The 13,884-nt window shown below is 71.4% G+C and carries 18 protein-coding genes; 2 read left to right on the top strand and 16 right to left on the bottom strand.

The genetic code is table 11. The features are described 5' to 3' along the window. Nucleotides 1–21 precede the first annotated feature (21 nt). The 5 genes from ACWGIF_RS08740 to ACWGIF_RS08720 form a co-directional block, all read right to left on the bottom strand. Entirely contained in the window at nucleotides 22–405 is a 384-nt protein-coding gene (locus ACWGIF_RS08740; protein ID WP_326589420.1) for a helix-turn-helix domain-containing protein, read from the bottom strand. An 82-nt stretch (nucleotides 406–487) separates the two neighbouring features. Next, nucleotides 488–835 (bottom strand): DoxX family protein, encoded by a 348-nt coding sequence (locus ACWGIF_RS08735; RefSeq protein ID WP_453493109.1) that lies wholly within the window; start codon nucleotides 833–835, stop codon nucleotides 488–490. A gap of 215 nt (nucleotides 836–1,050) precedes the next feature. Beyond that, on the bottom strand, nucleotides 1,051–1,863 hold the full coding sequence (locus ACWGIF_RS08730) for a putative protein N(5)-glutamine methyltransferase (protein WP_453493106.1): 813 nt from the start codon (nucleotides 1,861–1,863) through the stop codon (nucleotides 1,051–1,053). Between the two features lie 98 nt (nucleotides 1,864–1,961). Continuing rightward, nucleotides 1,962–3,206, bottom strand: coding sequence for a GNAT family N-acetyltransferase (locus tag ACWGIF_RS08725; RefSeq protein WP_453493103.1), 1,245 nt, complete (start codon nucleotides 3,204–3,206; stop codon nucleotides 1,962–1,964). A 47-nt stretch (nucleotides 3,207–3,253) separates the two neighbouring features. Further along, complete coding sequence (locus tag ACWGIF_RS08720; protein ID WP_453493100.1) at nucleotides 3,254–3,829, bottom strand: RsiG family protein; 576 nt, start codon at nucleotides 3,827–3,829, stop codon at nucleotides 3,254–3,256. Between the two features lie 136 nt (nucleotides 3,830–3,965). Here ACWGIF_RS08720 and dtd point away from each other — a divergent pair, with 136 nt between their 5' ends. Beyond that, nucleotides 3,966–4,391, top strand: a complete 426-nt coding sequence (dtd, locus tag ACWGIF_RS08715) for a D-aminoacyl-tRNA deacylase (RefSeq protein ID WP_453493097.1) — start codon at nucleotides 3,966–3,968, stop codon at nucleotides 4,389–4,391. A 108-nt stretch (nucleotides 4,392–4,499) separates the two neighbouring features. Beyond that, nucleotides 4,500–5,981 carry a hypothetical protein gene (locus tag ACWGIF_RS08710; protein WP_453493094.1) on the top strand — a complete coding sequence of 494 codons (1,482 nt, stop codon included), beginning with the start codon at nucleotides 4,500–4,502 and terminating at the stop codon, nucleotides 5,979–5,981. On the opposite strand, the gene ygfZ is transcribed toward ACWGIF_RS08710, so the two are convergent. The 11 genes from ygfZ to ACWGIF_RS08655 form a co-directional block, all read right to left on the bottom strand. After that, complete coding sequence (gene ygfZ, locus ACWGIF_RS08705; protein WP_453493092.1) at nucleotides 5,978–6,946, bottom strand: CAF17-like 4Fe-4S cluster assembly/insertion protein YgfZ; 969 nt, start codon at nucleotides 6,944–6,946, stop codon at nucleotides 5,978–5,980. The two genes, ACWGIF_RS08710 and ygfZ, sit on opposite strands and share 4 nt — an antisense overlap. Before the next feature lie 21 nt (nucleotides 6,947–6,967). Further along, nucleotides 6,968–7,423, bottom strand: a complete 456-nt coding sequence (locus ACWGIF_RS08700; protein WP_453493089.1) for a Fur family transcriptional regulator — start codon at nucleotides 7,421–7,423, stop codon at nucleotides 6,968–6,970. Between the two features lie 89 nt (nucleotides 7,424–7,512). Further along, nucleotides 7,513–8,085 (bottom strand): FABP family protein, encoded by a 573-nt coding sequence (locus ACWGIF_RS08695; protein ID WP_030011198.1) that lies wholly within the window; start codon nucleotides 8,083–8,085, stop codon nucleotides 7,513–7,515. A 268-nt stretch (nucleotides 8,086–8,353) separates the two neighbouring features. Next, nucleotides 8,354–9,325 carry a hypothetical protein gene (locus tag ACWGIF_RS08690; RefSeq protein ID WP_453493086.1) on the bottom strand — a complete coding sequence of 324 codons (972 nt, stop codon included), beginning with the start codon at nucleotides 9,323–9,325 and terminating at the stop codon, nucleotides 8,354–8,356. Beyond that, complete coding sequence (locus ACWGIF_RS08685) at nucleotides 9,322–10,194, bottom strand: hypothetical protein (RefSeq protein ID WP_453493083.1); 873 nt, start codon at nucleotides 10,192–10,194, stop codon at nucleotides 9,322–9,324. Before ACWGIF_RS08685 ends, ACWGIF_RS08690 begins: the two co-directional genes overlap by 4 nt. Further along, entirely contained in the window at nucleotides 10,191–11,009 is an 819-nt protein-coding gene (locus ACWGIF_RS08680) for a hypothetical protein (RefSeq protein WP_453493080.1), read from the bottom strand. The genes ACWGIF_RS08685 and ACWGIF_RS08680 overlap by 4 nt, the downstream gene beginning before the upstream one ends. 114 nt (nucleotides 11,010–11,123) lie before the next feature. Then, nucleotides 11,124–11,387, bottom strand: a complete 264-nt coding sequence (locus ACWGIF_RS08675; protein WP_453493077.1) for a DUF3099 domain-containing protein — start codon at nucleotides 11,385–11,387, stop codon at nucleotides 11,124–11,126. A gap of 141 nt (nucleotides 11,388–11,528) precedes the next feature. Then, nucleotides 11,529–11,819, bottom strand: coding sequence for a DUF1416 domain-containing protein (locus ACWGIF_RS08670; protein ID WP_045950396.1), 291 nt, complete (start codon nucleotides 11,817–11,819; stop codon nucleotides 11,529–11,531). Between the two features lie 53 nt (nucleotides 11,820–11,872). Continuing rightward, nucleotides 11,873–12,718 carry a sulfurtransferase gene (locus ACWGIF_RS08665; RefSeq protein ID WP_453493074.1) on the bottom strand — a complete coding sequence of 282 codons (846 nt, stop codon included), beginning with the start codon at nucleotides 12,716–12,718 and terminating at the stop codon, nucleotides 11,873–11,875. Nucleotides 12,719–12,897: 179 nt separating this feature from the next. Then, the gene (locus tag ACWGIF_RS08660) at nucleotides 12,898–12,981 is read right to left on the bottom strand and encodes a putative leader peptide (protein ID WP_350206375.1); all 84 of its coding nucleotides are present in this window, start codon (nucleotides 12,979–12,981) and stop codon (nucleotides 12,898–12,900) included. Between the two features lie 161 nt (nucleotides 12,982–13,142). After that, entirely contained in the window at nucleotides 13,143–13,859 is a 717-nt protein-coding gene (locus ACWGIF_RS08655; RefSeq protein WP_453493071.1) for an LmeA family phospholipid-binding protein, read from the bottom strand. Nucleotides 13,860–13,884 lie beyond the last annotated feature (25 nt).

Below are 13,884 nucleotides of genomic sequence, written 5' to 3'. Positions count from 1 at the left end.
GCTGGTCCTCCCGGATCAACTTCAGTTCGTTTTCGACGGCATCTCGTCGGCGGGCGCGTCGAGCGCGTTCTCCTTGCGGAACGACTCGTAGATCTGGAGCAGCACCTGCTTCTGCCGCTCGTTTATGGACGGGTCGGCGAGGATGACGGCTCGCGTCTCCACCTCGTCCGGGTCCCGCTCATCCAGGATTCCGGCCTGCACGTACAGCGTCTCCGCGGAGATCCGCAGGGCCTTGGCCAGCTGCTGCAGAATGTCCGCGCTCGGCTTGCGCAGCCCGCGCTCGATCTGGCTCAGGTACGGATTCGACACCCCCGCAGCCTCGGCCAGCTGCCGCAGCGAAAGCTGGGCCTGCCGACGCTGCTCACGGAGGTACTCGCCGAGATTTCCGACGTTGAGCGATGCCATGCTGTGATCCTGCCGCACCCTGCTAACTTTTGCAAGCGACCTGCTTGCAACAGCTCCCACCGTCGCGCCGCCGAGGTCGAGCTCAGCCGCTGAAGCCCAGTGCCAGGGCGACGACCGCGGGCGCCGCGTAGACGATCGGGAAGACGACGTGGGCGTAGGACTTCGCGCGCAGCACCGTGATCACGGCGCCGGTGAAGTACAGGGCGATCCCGATCGCCGCGGCGACGCCTACGGCCGGTACGAAGACACCGGCCACCAGGCCCGCCGCCCCGGCCGCCTTGGCGAGCCCGAGCCGGTTCCACCACGCACGCGGAACCCCGTAGGCCACCATCGGCTCCACGACCCACTTGGCCTTGAAGAAGACCGAGGCGGCCGAGAAAGCGACCATGAACGCGCCGACCAGGGCGAAAACAACGGCGGTGGTGGACATCCGAGCTCCCCTCGGGCGGGCGCCGGTGCGGATTCGCTCCGGACGGGGTTCCCGCCTGCTTCACTCCTCTGACCCGCCGCAGAACGAGGGTGTGACAGCCGGAGGACATTTTCTTTCCCCGCCGCCCACGCGCCATGCGCCCTCAACGCGACACGACGCCTGGGCGACCGGCCGACGGACACCAACGGCATGCCTCACCGTTCCGCCCCCGGGGCTCAGGCCGCGCCGATCACCACCGTCGCGTACAGCTCCTCCGAGGTGACCGCCCGCACCGCGAGGCCCGCCGACATCAGGGCGGAGGCCGTCGACGGCGACTGGCGGGCGCTCGTCTCGATCAGCAGGTGACCCCCCGGGGCCAGCCAGGGCAGCGCGCCCGCCGCGACCCGGCGGTGGATGTCCAGGCCGTCGGCTCCGCCGTCCAGGGAGACCAACGGCTCGTGGTCACGCGCCTCCGACGGCATGAGGCCGATCTCCTCCGTCGGCACGTACGGGGCGTTGACCACCAGCACGTCCACCCGGCCGCGCAGCGACGACGGGAGCGCGGAGTACAGGTCGCCCTCCCACACCCGGCCGCCGTACGGGGCCACGTTGCGCCGGGCGTACGCCAGCGCCGCCGGGTCGATGTCCGCCACGTGCAGCTCCACCCCGCCGGGGAGCCGCGCCGCCACCGCCGCGCCCAGGGCGCCGACCCCGCAGCACAGGTCCAGCACCACCGCGCCGGGCCGGGCCAATGACACCGCCTCCTGCACCAGGAACTCGGTGCGCCGGCGCGGTACGAACGCCCCCGCGCCCACCTCCATGCGCAGGCCGCAGAACTCCGCCCAGCCCACCACGTGCTCCAGCGGCTCACCGCCCACCCGGCGGGCCAGCAGCTCCGCCAGATGGGTGGCGTCCCGGGCTGCCCCGGTCAGGAGCTCCGCCTCCTCCTCCGCGAAGACGCAGCCGGCCGTGCGCAGGGATTCCACAAGTGACGTCAAAACCTCAGTCCTCAGTCGTCCAAAACGATCACGTCGTCGCGTTCCGGCCATGCCGTGGATCCGCAAGGACGTTTGTGGCGACGATACGGTCGCCGCCGACCGCGAAACCGTGCCCGTCGCGTGCCCGGAAGGGAGGCCGACGGGCCGGATCAGAAAATGTCCGGGCACCAAGGGCGGCGCGCGGTACGGAACACCGCGTCCGCGAGCGCGACCGCCCCCGGCCGCTCCTCCACGACCCGCCCGAGCGCGGCCAGCCGCACGGCCGACGCGTCGCCGAGGTACAGAGAGCCCAACGCGGACACGTCCAGTCGCAGTCCGGCCGCCTCCCCGGTCCGCTCGCACGTGCCGGCGCCCGCATCCAGCCGGTAGCGGCCGGCCGCCGGACCCGCCTCGTCCGCGACCTCCAGTACGAGCACCCCGGGCACCTCGTACGTCCGCGCGCCCAGCGCCCGTACGACGTCCAGCACCCGCACCCACAGGAAGTCCGCGGCGGTGACGATCCGGGCCGACCGCGGGTCGGGCAGCAGCTGCGCGACGAGGTCGTCGGGGGCGCGGTAGCCGGTACGGACCTTCGCCACCCAGTCGATGGAGCAGAGGAACTGCCACAGTGCCCGCTCCGCCTGCGGGGTGAGCGCCAGCAGGTCCTGGACCTGCACCGTGTTCTGCGGGACCTTGCCGTCCGTCCAGTGGTCGTCGGCCCGGTACGCGACCAGCCCGGCCACCTCACCGGCCGCCGTGCGGTACACCGCGAAGAACTTCTCCCGGTACGGGCGGTACGAGATCTCCTCCAGGCCGGTCAACAGGCTCCACCAGCGCGCGTCCCGGTTCACCGCGCCGGGCGTGCCCGCCCGCAGCCGCTCGTGCAGCTCCGGGCCGACCCGCCGCACCTCGGCCCCGTCCACCAGATCGATCCGCCCGCCGTCCACGGGCGCCGACAGCCGCCGGTCCAGTCCGGTCCGCGGTACGTCGACCTCCCATTCCGCAAGAGAGGTGGCGGGCCCGAACCCGTACCTTCCGTAGATCGGGTACTCGGCGGCGATCAGCGTCGACAGCACGTCGCCGCGCGCCTCGGCGGCCGCGAACTCGGCGGCCATCATCCGGGTCAGCAGGCCCTGGCGGCGGTGGGTGGGCAGCACGCCCACATTGGAGATCGCGGTGGAGGCGACGGCCGCCCCGCCGGGCACGGTCAGCTCCTGCGTGAAAGAGCGCAAGGCCGCCACGCAACGGCCGGTGTCGGAGTCGAACGCGCCCTGGATGCGGGAGAGGTCGCTGTACTTGGCCTTCTGGGCCACATCGGAGTCCGTCACTCCGGATGCGGTCAGGAAACCGGTGTTCACGGTTCGCAGCCAGTCGGGGAGTTCGGATTCGGCGATCGGCCGGACGTCAGCACTCATAGCCGCCCACGCTAATCTGCCGGCCTGCGCCCGGTCGCCCCAATTTCCTACGCCAGCAGGTCGTCCACCTGCGCCTCGCCCTCCCGGTACCGCCGGGTGATCTCCGCAGTGCAGTCGTCCACTGTGCGCTGCAGCTGCTGCCGTCGCCGCGAGACCTGCTGCTCGTACCCCACCAGCCGCCCCAACCCGTCGTGCAGTTCGCCGTCCGTGCGCGCACCGAGGTCCGAGAGCTCCACGTCGGCCAGCATCTCCGCCGCCAGCAGCCGGTACTCCTCGCTGTGGGGGGTGCCGAGCGTGACGTGCCGGGCCGAGGCGCTGCGGCTGGAGGGCGCGTCGGCGAGGATCACCGAGAGCCGGTCCACCACCGGCGTCTCGGGGTCGGTCCGCCGGGCGAGTTCGGCCCGCAGGATGTCGATGCGGCCCTGGAGGAGTCTGCGCACATAGCTCAGATCGGCCTCGTCGCGCTGCGCGTCACGACGCAGCGCCCGCAGCTCCGGCAGCCCGAGCGCGGTGGTCGGGGCCGGCGCCCCCTGGGTCTCGGCCGTGCGCTGCGCGGGCGGTCGTACCGCGGCAGCTGCGACGGAAGCGGGTGATGCAGGTACGGAGGTACCAGAAGTATTCATACGAACGAGTCCGTCCCCTCGACCGGTGCGGCGCACCCGCACCGCCTGCGTGCATGGTGCCACTCTCCGTGGCCCCCATGCAGTCCCACTCCACCCGATCGGCCCCGGATGGATGCACGCCTGGTACACAGGTGGTATGCGAGCAGTGGTGCAGAGGGTGGACGGCGCGAGCGTCGTCGTGGGCGGCGAGACCGTGGGCGAGATCGTCGGCGAAGGGCTGTGCGTGCTGGTCGGGGTGACCCACGACGACACGCCGGAGAAGGCCGCGCTGCTGGCGCGCAAGCTGTGGTCCGTACGGATCCTGGAGAGCGAGAAGTCCTGCAGTGACAACGGCGCACCGCTGCTGGTGATCTCGCAGTTCACGCTCTACGGCGACGCCCGCAAGGGCCGGCGTCCCACGTGGAACGCGGCGGCGCCGGGCCCGGTGGCCGAGCCGCTGGTCGACGAGGTGGTCGCGCAGCTGCGGGCGCTGGGTGCGACGGTGGCGACGGGCCGGTTCGGGGCGGACATGCGGGTCTCGCTGACGAACCACGGTCCGTTCACCATCGTCGTCGACGTCTGAGGCGTCCGCTCCCCCGTCCGATGCCCCGTTGCTCCGCGCGCGGGACGTGACGTCCCCTCGCCGGACCGTCGGCGGGCCGACGGGGGCCGGGTGGGGCAGCGTGGGCGCATGGCTTCCGGAACGCGTCCTCTCGCCGTGGTGGCCTGCCTCTTCACGGCGGTGCAACTCCTGCTCGTGGCCCCCGGGTCCGGTATCGGGTGGGACGAGGCTGTCTACGCCAGCCAGGTCAGCCCGTACGTGCCGGCCGCCTTCTTCAGCGCCCCGCGTGCCCGCGGCATCACCTTCCTGGCCGCCCCGGCCGCCGCCCTCAGCCAGGACCCGATCGCCCTTCGGGTGTGGTTCGCGCTGCTCTCCGGGAGCGCGCTCTTCGGGTCGTTCCGGGTCTGGCTGACGATCCTGCGGCCCGCGGTCGTGGTGACGGCGGCCGCGCTGTTCGCGAGTCTGTGGATCACTCTGCTCTACGGTCCGCAGGTCATGCCCAACCTGTGGGTGGCCTACGGGTCCGTCGTGGCGGTCGCCTGCTTCCTGCTGCCGCCCTCGCGCCGCGCGCACGCGGGCCTCGCCGCCGCCCTGGCCCTGGTCGCGCTCATGCGCCCCTCCGACGCGGTGTGGCTCGCCCTGCCCCTCGCGGTGGCCGCGCTCGCCGCCCGCACACCGGTCCGGCTGCTCCCGCTCGCGGCCGGAGTCGGGCTGGGCGCGCTCCCGTGGGTGGTGGAGGCGTACCTGCGCTACGGCGGGCTCGCGGCCCGGCTGCACCGGGCCGGGGAGATCCAGGGCGGCTTCAGCGGGCAGTTCGCCTTCGGCGCCCAGCTGCGGGCCATGTCCGGCCGTACGCTGTGCCGCCCGTGCAGCGACGTGGCGTGGGGCCGTCCCGAGCTCGCCCTGTGGTGGTTCGCGCTGCCGGTGGCCGTCGCGGCCGGGATCGCCGTCGCACGGGGGCGGCGCCGCCCGCTGGTGCTGGCCACCGCGGCGGCCGTCTCCGTATCGGTGCCGTACCTGTTCCTCATCGGGTACGCGGCGCCCCGCTTCCTGCTGCCGGCGTACGCGCTGCTCGCCCTGCCCGCGGCGCAGGCGCTCGTGCACGCCGCCCGGACCTGGCGGCGGCCCGCCGTGGCCGTTCTCGCCGTCGCCCTGGCCGGGCACCTCGCCGTGCAGTACGCGGTGCTCCACCGGGCGGCGGACCGCTACCGGGTCGTGCGCACGGCGTACGCGCGCACCGCCGCGGAGCTGCACCGGCACGGCGTACACCCGCCCTGCACGGTCAGCGGCCACGAGGCGGTCCGCGTGGCCTACGCGCTGGGCTGCTCCTCGCGGCAGGTCGGCGGCCACGACGGGAGCATCGACGCCGACGGGCTCGGGGCGATGGCCTGCGGCCGGCCGGTGGTGCTGCTGACGTCCGGCGGAGCACCGCCTCCGGCGTTCGCCCGCGCATGGCGTCCCCACGGTCTGAGCCCGCTCCCGGGAACCCGTTCCCTGCACGCGTACCTGCCCCCGGCGTGCGCCGGCCCGGGCGACCGGGGCGGCCCGGACCACTCGGGAGACCCGGGCGGCCCGGGTCTCCCTTCCGTGATCCGCCGGGACGGTCCTTAGGGCGCTACGACGACCTCCTGCGCGGCGGCCGTCTTCCCGACCAGCAGCGGCGCGTCGACCGGCACGTTCCGCTTGACCAGCGCGAGCGCGATCGGGCCCAGCTCGTGATGGCGGACGGCCGTGGTCACGAAGCCGAGCTGGCGGCCGTCCTCGCCGTCCGCGGCGAGCCGGACCGGGGCGCCGTGCGCCGGAAGCACCACCTCCGAGCCGTCCAGGTGCAGGAAGACCAGGCGGCGCGGGGGCTTGCCCAGGTTGTGGACGCGGGCCACCGTCTCCTGGCCGCGGTAGCACCCCTTCTGCAGGTGCACGGCGGTGCCGATCCAGCCCAGCTCGTGCGGGATGGTGCGGTGGTCGGTCTCCAGGCCGAGCCGCGGCCGGTGCGCCTCGACGCGCAGGGCCTCGTAGGCGATGAGCCCCGCGGCCGGGCCGTGCGAGGCGGCGAACGACTCCAGTTCGGCGCGGGGCAGGAAGACGTCGCGGCCGTGCGCGGTCTCCCGTACGACGTGCTCCTTGGCGACCTCGGCGATGGAGCCGGCCGGCAGGTGCACGACCGCGAACTCCTCGGTGCGGTCGGCGACTTCGACGCGGTAGAAGAACTTCATCGACTCCAGGTAGGCGATCAGCTCCCCCTGCGTGCCGGGCTCCACGTGCGCCCAGGTGGTCTCGCCGTCGTCGACGAGGTAGAGCGCGTGCTCGATGTGACCGTTCGCGGAGAGGATCAGCGCCTCGGTGGCCTGGCCGGCCAGCAGCTCGGTGAGGTGCTGGGTGAGCAGCAGGTGCAGCCAGCTCAGCCGCTCCGGCCCGGAGACGGTGACGACTCCGCGGTGCGAGAGGTCGACGAAGCCGCGCCCCTCTGCGAGCGCGCGCTGTTCGCCGTACAACTCGCCGTAGTGGGCGGCGACGCCCTCGTCGCGGCCTTCGGCCTGCACGGCGCCGGGGAGATGGAGCAAGGGGCTGCTGGTCATGGGACCAAGCGTACGACCCGGCTACGCCTGACCGGCACGCTGTTTCGCCGCGCATGTGCGGCACAGCCCGAAGATCGCGAAGTGCTTCATGTCGGTCTCGAAGCCGAAGGCGCTGCGGAGCTTCGCCGTGAACTCGGCGGCGACGTCCACGTCCGCCTCGATGACGTCGGCGCAGTCGCGGCACACCAGGTGCATGTGGTGGTGCCGGTCGGCGAGGTGGTAGGTGGGGGCCCCGTGTCCGAGGTGGGCGTGCGAGACGAGGCCGAGCTCCTCCAGGAGCTCCAGCGTCCGGTAGACGGTGGAGATGTTGACCCCGGAGGCGGTCTTGCGCACGTGGGCGAGGATCTCGTCCGGGGTGGCGTGCTCCAGCGTGTCGACCGCCTCCAGCACGAGCTGGCGCTGCGGGGTCAGCCGGTAGCCGCGCTGCCGCAGATCGGCCTTCCAGTCGGTGCCTTCGCTGCTCTCGGTGCTCACCACCCGGCCAGTGTAAGCGCGGGAAGGGGACCGCGGGTCGGCCCCGTGGTCCCCTTCTGCACAGCCTGTGGACGGATCGGTCAGCGGATCGGTCAGCGGAAGAAGGCGATGCCGTCGTCCGGCATGTCCGGAAGGTTGCGCGCCATCTCGGCGACCTCCTCCGGCGTGACGACCTTCTTGAGCTGGGCCGACATGTACGGACGCAGCTCGACGTCCGGGGTGGCCTTCTCGCCGACCCACATGAGGTCGCTCTTCACGTAGCCGTAGAGCCGCTTGCCCCCGCTGTACGGGCCGGAGGCGGCGGTGCGGGCGACCGCGTCGGTGACCAGGTCGATCTGGGGCTTCTGGTCGGCGAGCTCGCCGTACCAGACCTCGACGACGCCCTGGTCGCGGACCATGACGATCTCGACCTTGCGGTCCTTGTCGATGCGCCAGTAACCCGACTCGGACTCCAGCGGCCGCACCTTCTTGCCCTCGGCGTCGAGGACCCAGGTGTGGGAGGTGTACTCCAGGAAGTCCCGGCCGTCGTGGCTGAAGACGACCTCCTGGCCGAAGTTGCACTTCTCCTCACCGGGGAAGTCGAAGACTCCCGCACCCTCCCAGTTGCCGAGGAGGAAGGCGAGGGGGACGAGGCCCGGGTTCAGGTCGGACGGGATCTGGATCATGAATGGCTGCTCAGGCGATCTGTGGGAGGGGTTCCGGGGCGGTCTGCTGGGCGCAAGCTCAGCGCTGACCCTGATACAGCTTCTTGACGGCCAGGCCGGTGAAAGCCATGACGCCGACGCAGACCAGGACCAGCAGGGAGGTGAAGACTGCCTCAAGCACGGGGTGCTCCTCGGAATTCGTTCGGGGGGTACGGGCCGGTTCCCAAGCCTACTGGCCCGGGGACCGGCGCACGGTGTGAGGTGGGCCGTAGCCCGTCGCCCCCGGCGGTCAGCCCAGCAGCTGGCCCTGAAGGATCACCGTCTGGTGGAGGGGGACGGTGGCCACCTTTCCCCTGCGGGTCTGGAAGACGACGGCCTGAAGGTCACCTGACCGGACGCACCCGGCCCGGACCTGCTCGTCACCGGGGTCGCCGGCCTCCGCGAAGAGGGTGGTGCCGCGAAGGTCCGGCGGGCGCTGGTCCTCCTTGGCCTGCGTCCACGCAGGGTCCGCCTCCATCCCGCCGACACCGTGGGGCTTCATGCTGAGGCCGCAGCCCCCGAAGGCGTCAACGAAGCCGGAGGAGTGGAAACGCAGCAGGTAGATCCGGGTACGGGTACCGTCCGGCATCACCCAGCCGCGGGCCACGATCTGGCGCAGGCCGTCGTCTGCGAAGGCCTGCTTCATCTCCTCGCGAACGGTCGTGTCGTACTCCTCCAGGAAGGTGTCCTGGGACACCGCCTGATCCTTCTCCAGCTTCAACGCCGGGTCCTGCGCGGACCCCTTCGGGGCCGGGAGGAGGAGCTGCGCGGTGGACGCGTAGTGGATGCCGTCCTTGTTGTCCGGGGCGAAGGGCAGGGCGGCGCCGGGCGGCAGCGTGGGCTTGGCCAGCGCCGGGTAGACCCAGCGGCCGTCGTCCTGGGTGGACAGGCCGGGGACGTCGGTGCGCTCGGGCCGCGTGATCCCGTACGCGACGCCCGTGCCGGCGACGGCGAAGACGGCGACGGCGGCGGTCCAGCGCAGGAGGGAGAACAGCTTGCGGCGGTCCTTCGGCGCGGGCGGGGGCACGGGGGCCTGCGGCGCCGTGGCGTCCCCCGGAGCCTCCGGCTGGACGGACACCGCCTCCGGCGGGGCGACGGCGCCGGCTTCGGCGCCCGCAGCCGCCTCGACGACCTCGGCGCCGTCGGTCGCCTCGACGACTTCGGCGCCGTCGGTCGCCTCGACGGCCTCCGAGGCGGCTCCTGTGGTGTTCTGCTCGATCACACGGACTCCCCGGGGGACTTCAGGTGGTTCAGCTGGTTCTTGAAGAGCGCGACGGCCTCAGCGCTGGAGAAGGGCTTGGGACCATAGGCGCGGAAGTTGACCAGCACATCGCCCTGGACCGCCACGCAGTCGAGCGAGTCGATCTTCTCCTTCTTCTCCTCACCGATGGCGAGGAGCGAGCACTTGGCGTCCGGGAATCCGTCCACCGCAGGCGCGTCGCGGCCGTCGCCGGTCAGGCCGAGGATCTTCTTGGAGACCTCGGAGAACTTGCCGAGGGCCTGCGGGTCGGCCTGCATGATGCGGACCTCCAGCACCACCTCCCCGTCCGACCTGGTGTAGCTGCGCCCGGCGAGGCCCTTGAGCTTCAGCTCGGCCATCGCCTCGTCGCGCTTCTTGCGCTCGGTGCTGGACAGACCCTTGCGGGAGTCCTTGAAGCCCTGGACGGCGCTCTCGCCGGAGACGAAGAAGTTGTTGCCGTCGTCGGCGAGGTCGGGACCCAGGGTGAAGGCGTTCGGTATCGGCAGCAGCTTGCCCGACAGGTCGTTCGGAGGAACGGGAGCCGGCGTCTCGGCCTCGGCGGGGAGCTCGCCCGCGGCGGACCAGTAGCGGGTGGGCGCGGTCCGGTCGGCGTCCCCGATCGCGGAGGCGGCCCATGCACCGCCGCCCACGAGCAGGGCCGCGGCCGTTGCGGCGGCGATCAGGCCGGCCTTCCTGCGGTCGACCGTGCGCGCGGGCTCGGCCTGCGCGGCCGGCTCCGGCCCGGCCTCGGCCGGAGCCGCCCAGGCCGACAAGTCATCCGGCGCCGTGGCCGGAACCGGAACCGTAGCCGTAGCCGTAGCCGGGGTCGTCTCGTTCTGCGGCTCGGTCACAGTCGCTCCAGCTGTCGCTTGGCCAGGTCGAGGATGTCCTTCTCCGAGACCTTTCCGCGGTTGTCGAAGTAGTAGATGTCCAGGACGATGTCGCCGCGACGCGCGATGGCGCGCCCTCCGCGGATCGGGTGGTAACCCGGCTCCTGCATCGCCTCCGAGTTCACCCAGACGTGCCCGAGCTCCCCGGAGAGGCCCGGAATGGTCACGCCCTCGTTGCCCGCGTACTTCTTCTCGGGCATGTAGGCGGACTGGTCCTTCTGGTAGTTGTCCGCGCCCGAGAGGTCGTTGAACTGCAGCAGGTGGACTTCGACGAAGACGCGGTCGCCCTGCGCCCACGACGTCGAGGCGAGCCGTCGGACGCCGTCCGTCGCGAGGTTGCCGAAGGCCGCGTCCGGTTCCTCGAAGTACGTCGAGAAGGAGTCGAGCGACATGTAGCCGGCCCCGTCGACCTTCGCCCCGCTCGGCGCCTCGATCAGCAGCTTGCCGAGGTCGTCGTCGGTCTTGTGCCAGCGGTTGGCGTTGATCGTCCGGTTCGTCGTGGTGTCGTTCGGCGCGAGCGCCTTCGGCGTCACCAGCGTCTGCTGGGCCAGCGGCGGCAGCGGGGTGGGTTCGCGGTGGTACTGGACCGCGTAACCGGTGATCGTCCCGGCGAGGACGCCGAGTACGGCCGCGCCTGCGATCAGCAGGGTCGTACGGCTCCGGCGGCGGCTCGGTGAGGCGGCGACGGGCGCCTCGGAGACCGGGTCCGGAGTGTCCGATTCCGGTGTGGTCTCCGCCTCTTTCCGCTGCTCAGAGATGGTCTGTTCATGTTCCAAGGGAGTCCCCCCGCAGGACTGGAGGCGCGAGTCGGTTACCCGCGCGTACCCATGACCCGCCCCAGGGGGGAGCAGTTGTATGAATGCTTATTACATTCTTATCTCGCGCCCGCCTCAGTCCTCGTGGCGCCGCTTTCCGTCCAGTTCGTCCCACCACTCGTCGGACTTCGGATCGCCCGAGGGATCGTCCCACCAGCGGTCGTCCGGGCCGCGCCGGTTGGCGATCATCGCGGCGACCGGAGGGATGACCATGGCGACCACGCACATGGCCACCGCCGCCTCCACCGACAGCAGGCGCACGAAGGACCAGGCGGAGACGAAGAGGACGAGGCATCCGCCCATCAGCAGGAAGTAGGCACGTCGGCGCCGGGCGTACATGGTTCCAGCGTAGAGCGGGGCCCCGCGAACACAAGGCGGACGGCACGAAGGGCCGCACCCCGTTCCAGTGGCGTCCAACCCCCGGGGGTGCGGCCCTTCGGCCGATCAATCAGGCGATCGCAAGAGCGGCGAGAGCGGTGCTCAGACCGCGATCGCCACGTCCGTCACGCCGCCGGCCTCGGCGACCACGACGGCACGGTCCGCCTGGCCACCCGGGACGAGCGCGCGCAGCGTCCAGGAGCCGGTGGCGGCGTAGAAGCGGAACTGGCCGGTCGCCGAGGTCGGGACCTCGGCCGTGAACTCGCCGGTCGAGTCCAGCAGCCGCACGTAACCGCTGACGGGCTCGCCGTCCTTGGTCACCTGGCCCTGGATCGCCGTCTCACCGGGCTTGAGCGTCGCGAGGTCGGGCCCGCCGATCTGTGCTCCACACATGTTCTCTGTCCTGTCCTGGAGAGGTCGTCTACGAGGGCGTCGCGTGCCCGGGATTACTTGTTGGGGCCGAGCTCGATCGGCACGCCGACGAGCGAGCCGTACTCGGTCCAGGAACCGTCGTAGTTCTTGACGTTCTCCTGGCCCAGGAGCTCGTGCAGCACGAACCACGTGAGCGCGGAGCGCTCACCGATGCGGCAGTAGGCGATGGTGTCCTTCGCCAGGTCGACCTGCTCGGTCTCGTAGAGAGCCTTGAGCTCGTCGTCCGACTTGAAGGTGCCGTCGTCGTTGGCGTTCTTCGACCACGGGATGTTGCGGGCGCTCGGCACGTGGCCGGGACGCTGCGACTGCTCCTGCGGAAGGTGCGCCGGGGCGAGCAGCTTGCCCGAGAACTCGTCGGGCGAACGGACGTCGACCAGGTTCAGGGAGCCGATCGCGGCCACGACGTCGTCGCGGAAGGCGCGGATCGAGGTGTCCTGGGCCTTGGCCTTGTACGCGGTGGCCGGGCGGTTCGGGACGTCCTTGCCGTCGACCAGGTCGCGGGAGTCGAGCTCCCACTTCTTGCGGCCGCCGTCGAGGAGCTTCACGTCCTGGTGGCCGTAGAGCTTGAAGTACCAGTAGGCGTAGGACGCGAACCAGTTGTTGTTGCCGCCGTAGAGGACGACGGTGTCGTCATTGGAGATGCCCTTGGCGGAGAGGAGCTTCTCGAAGCCCTCCTGGTCCACGAAGTCGCGGCGGACCGGGTCCTGGAGGTCGCTCTTCCAGTCGATCCGGACGGCGTTGGTGATGTGGTTCTTGTCGTACGCGGACGTGTCCTCGTCCACCTCGACGATGACGACGTTCGCGTCGTTCAGGTGGGCCTCGACCCAGTCGGCGTCTACGAGGACGTCGCTGCGGCTCATGGTGTTCTCCTCCGGGGCAGTGTGCGGCGGGGCGGTGCTGGTGTCGCGATGGCTGCGTGCCTGCAGGTGCGCTCGAGGTCCTGCGCGGGGAGGCGACAGGGGGATCAGGAGGCGGGTGCGGTCACGCGGGAAGGGCCGTGGGGCCGTCGTCCGGCTGATGGAGCGGATGCGCTCACAGGTCACATGGATCGACAGAGCATGGCGGCGACGCGACACAGGTCAACTGCCCGTCGCTTCGTGAGGTCCGCCTGCTGATGCTTCATAGCCATGGATCGTAGGGACGAATCAGCCGCCCTGTCACCGGCGTGTCATATGTCGAGACAGGATCGTCCGAATAGTGGGATGCCAACCGGCCCGGCGGTCCCCGCGGCCGCTCCCGGGGCCCGCCGCAGGCCCGCCCTTCTGCGGATCGGACCGCGCCGTCTCACGATCCGGCCACCACCACGTTCGAGCCGCCCAGGGTGAGGTGCACACCGGCCTCGTCCGAGGTCAGGGCCGAGAGGTGCAGCCCGGCCGGCAGGCCGCTCCCCAGATTTCGGTCGAAGTCCGTCTTCTTGCGGATCAGCTTCTCGACGCCGGGGATCCCCTCACCCGGCACCTCGTCGGCCCGCACCCGGACGATCTTGCCGCCCTTTCCGTCCTTCGCGTCCTCGAGGGTGATGGTCGACACCACGCTGCGCGTCAAGGTCCTGCCGAGGACGTCCACCGCCGCGGTGACCTTCACCTTGCCCGGCGCCCCGCCGTAGGAAAGGGTCGCGCCGGTCTGGGAGGCCTCGGTCAGATCCGCGTACGTGATGAGCCCGGTGCCCTCGGCACGCTGCGCGGTGCCGCCGCTGTAGTCGTCGTCGAGCTTCACCCGGTGGAAGCTCGCGTCGAGCTGCGAGAGCCGCGTCTTACGGCCCTCGGCGGTGACCTCCACGCCCCTGAGCTTGAGGTCGACCCGGTCCAGGTCATGGCTGAGCGCCTGGGTCAGGAAGGGGAATCCGCGGATCTCCACCTCCGAGGTGCCGGCCAGGCCCTGCCGGGCCTGTATGCGGTCGGCCAGCCGGTTCTCGACGTAGCCGACCGCCCAGCGGTCCACCCCGGCGAACAGGGCGCCCAGCACCACTCCGATGATCACGATGACGCGCAGAGCACGCACGTGCCCTCCCCCTACTAGTTGGTAC

Source organism: Streptomyces sp. NPDC054849, from assembly GCF_053610945.1.
This window is presented reverse-complemented; position numbering and strand designations above follow the sequence as displayed.

Excerpts from the sequence above, each read along its gene's own strand:
- ACWGIF_RS08740 (WP_326589420.1), bottom strand. The coding sequence starts at position 405 with ATGGCATCGCTCAACGTCGGAAATCTCGGCGAGTACCTCCGTGAGCAG.
- ACWGIF_RS08735 (WP_453493109.1), bottom strand. The coding sequence starts at position 835 with ATGTCCACCACCGCCGTTGTTTTCGCCCTGGTCGGCGCGTTCATGGTC.
- ACWGIF_RS08730 (WP_453493106.1), bottom strand. The coding sequence starts at position 1,863 with ATGGCCGGAACGCGACGACGTGATCGTTTTGGACGACTGAGGACTGAG.
- ACWGIF_RS08725 (WP_453493103.1), bottom strand. The coding sequence starts at position 3,206 with ATGAGTGCTGACGTCCGGCCGATCGCCGAATCCGAACTCCCCGACTGG.
- ACWGIF_RS08720 (WP_453493100.1), bottom strand. The coding sequence starts at position 3,829 with ATGAATACTTCTGGTACCTCCGTACCTGCATCACCCGCTTCCGTCGCA.
- dtd (WP_453493097.1), top strand. The coding sequence starts at position 3,966 with ATGCGAGCAGTGGTGCAGAGGGTGGACGGCGCGAGCGTCGTCGTGGGC.
- ACWGIF_RS08710 (WP_453493094.1), top strand. The coding sequence starts at position 4,500 with ATGGCTTCCGGAACGCGTCCTCTCGCCGTGGTGGCCTGCCTCTTCACG.
- ygfZ (WP_453493092.1), bottom strand. The coding sequence starts at position 6,946 with ATGACCAGCAGCCCCTTGCTCCATCTCCCCGGCGCCGTGCAGGCCGAA.
- ACWGIF_RS08695 (WP_030011198.1), bottom strand. The coding sequence starts at position 8,085 with ATGATCCAGATCCCGTCCGACCTGAACCCGGGCCTCGTCCCCCTCGCC.
- ACWGIF_RS08675 (WP_453493077.1), bottom strand. The coding sequence starts at position 11,387 with ATGTACGCCCGGCGCCGACGTGCCTACTTCCTGCTGATGGGCGGATGC.
- ACWGIF_RS08670 (WP_045950396.1), bottom strand. The coding sequence starts at position 11,819 with ATGTGTGGAGCACAGATCGGCGGGCCCGACCTCGCGACGCTCAAGCCC.
- ACWGIF_RS08665 (WP_453493074.1), bottom strand. The coding sequence starts at position 12,718 with ATGAGCCGCAGCGACGTCCTCGTAGACGCCGACTGGGTCGAGGCCCAC.
- ACWGIF_RS08660 (WP_350206375.1), bottom strand. The coding sequence starts at position 12,981 with ATGAAGCATCAGCAGGCGGACCTCACGAAGCGACGGGCAGTTGACCTG.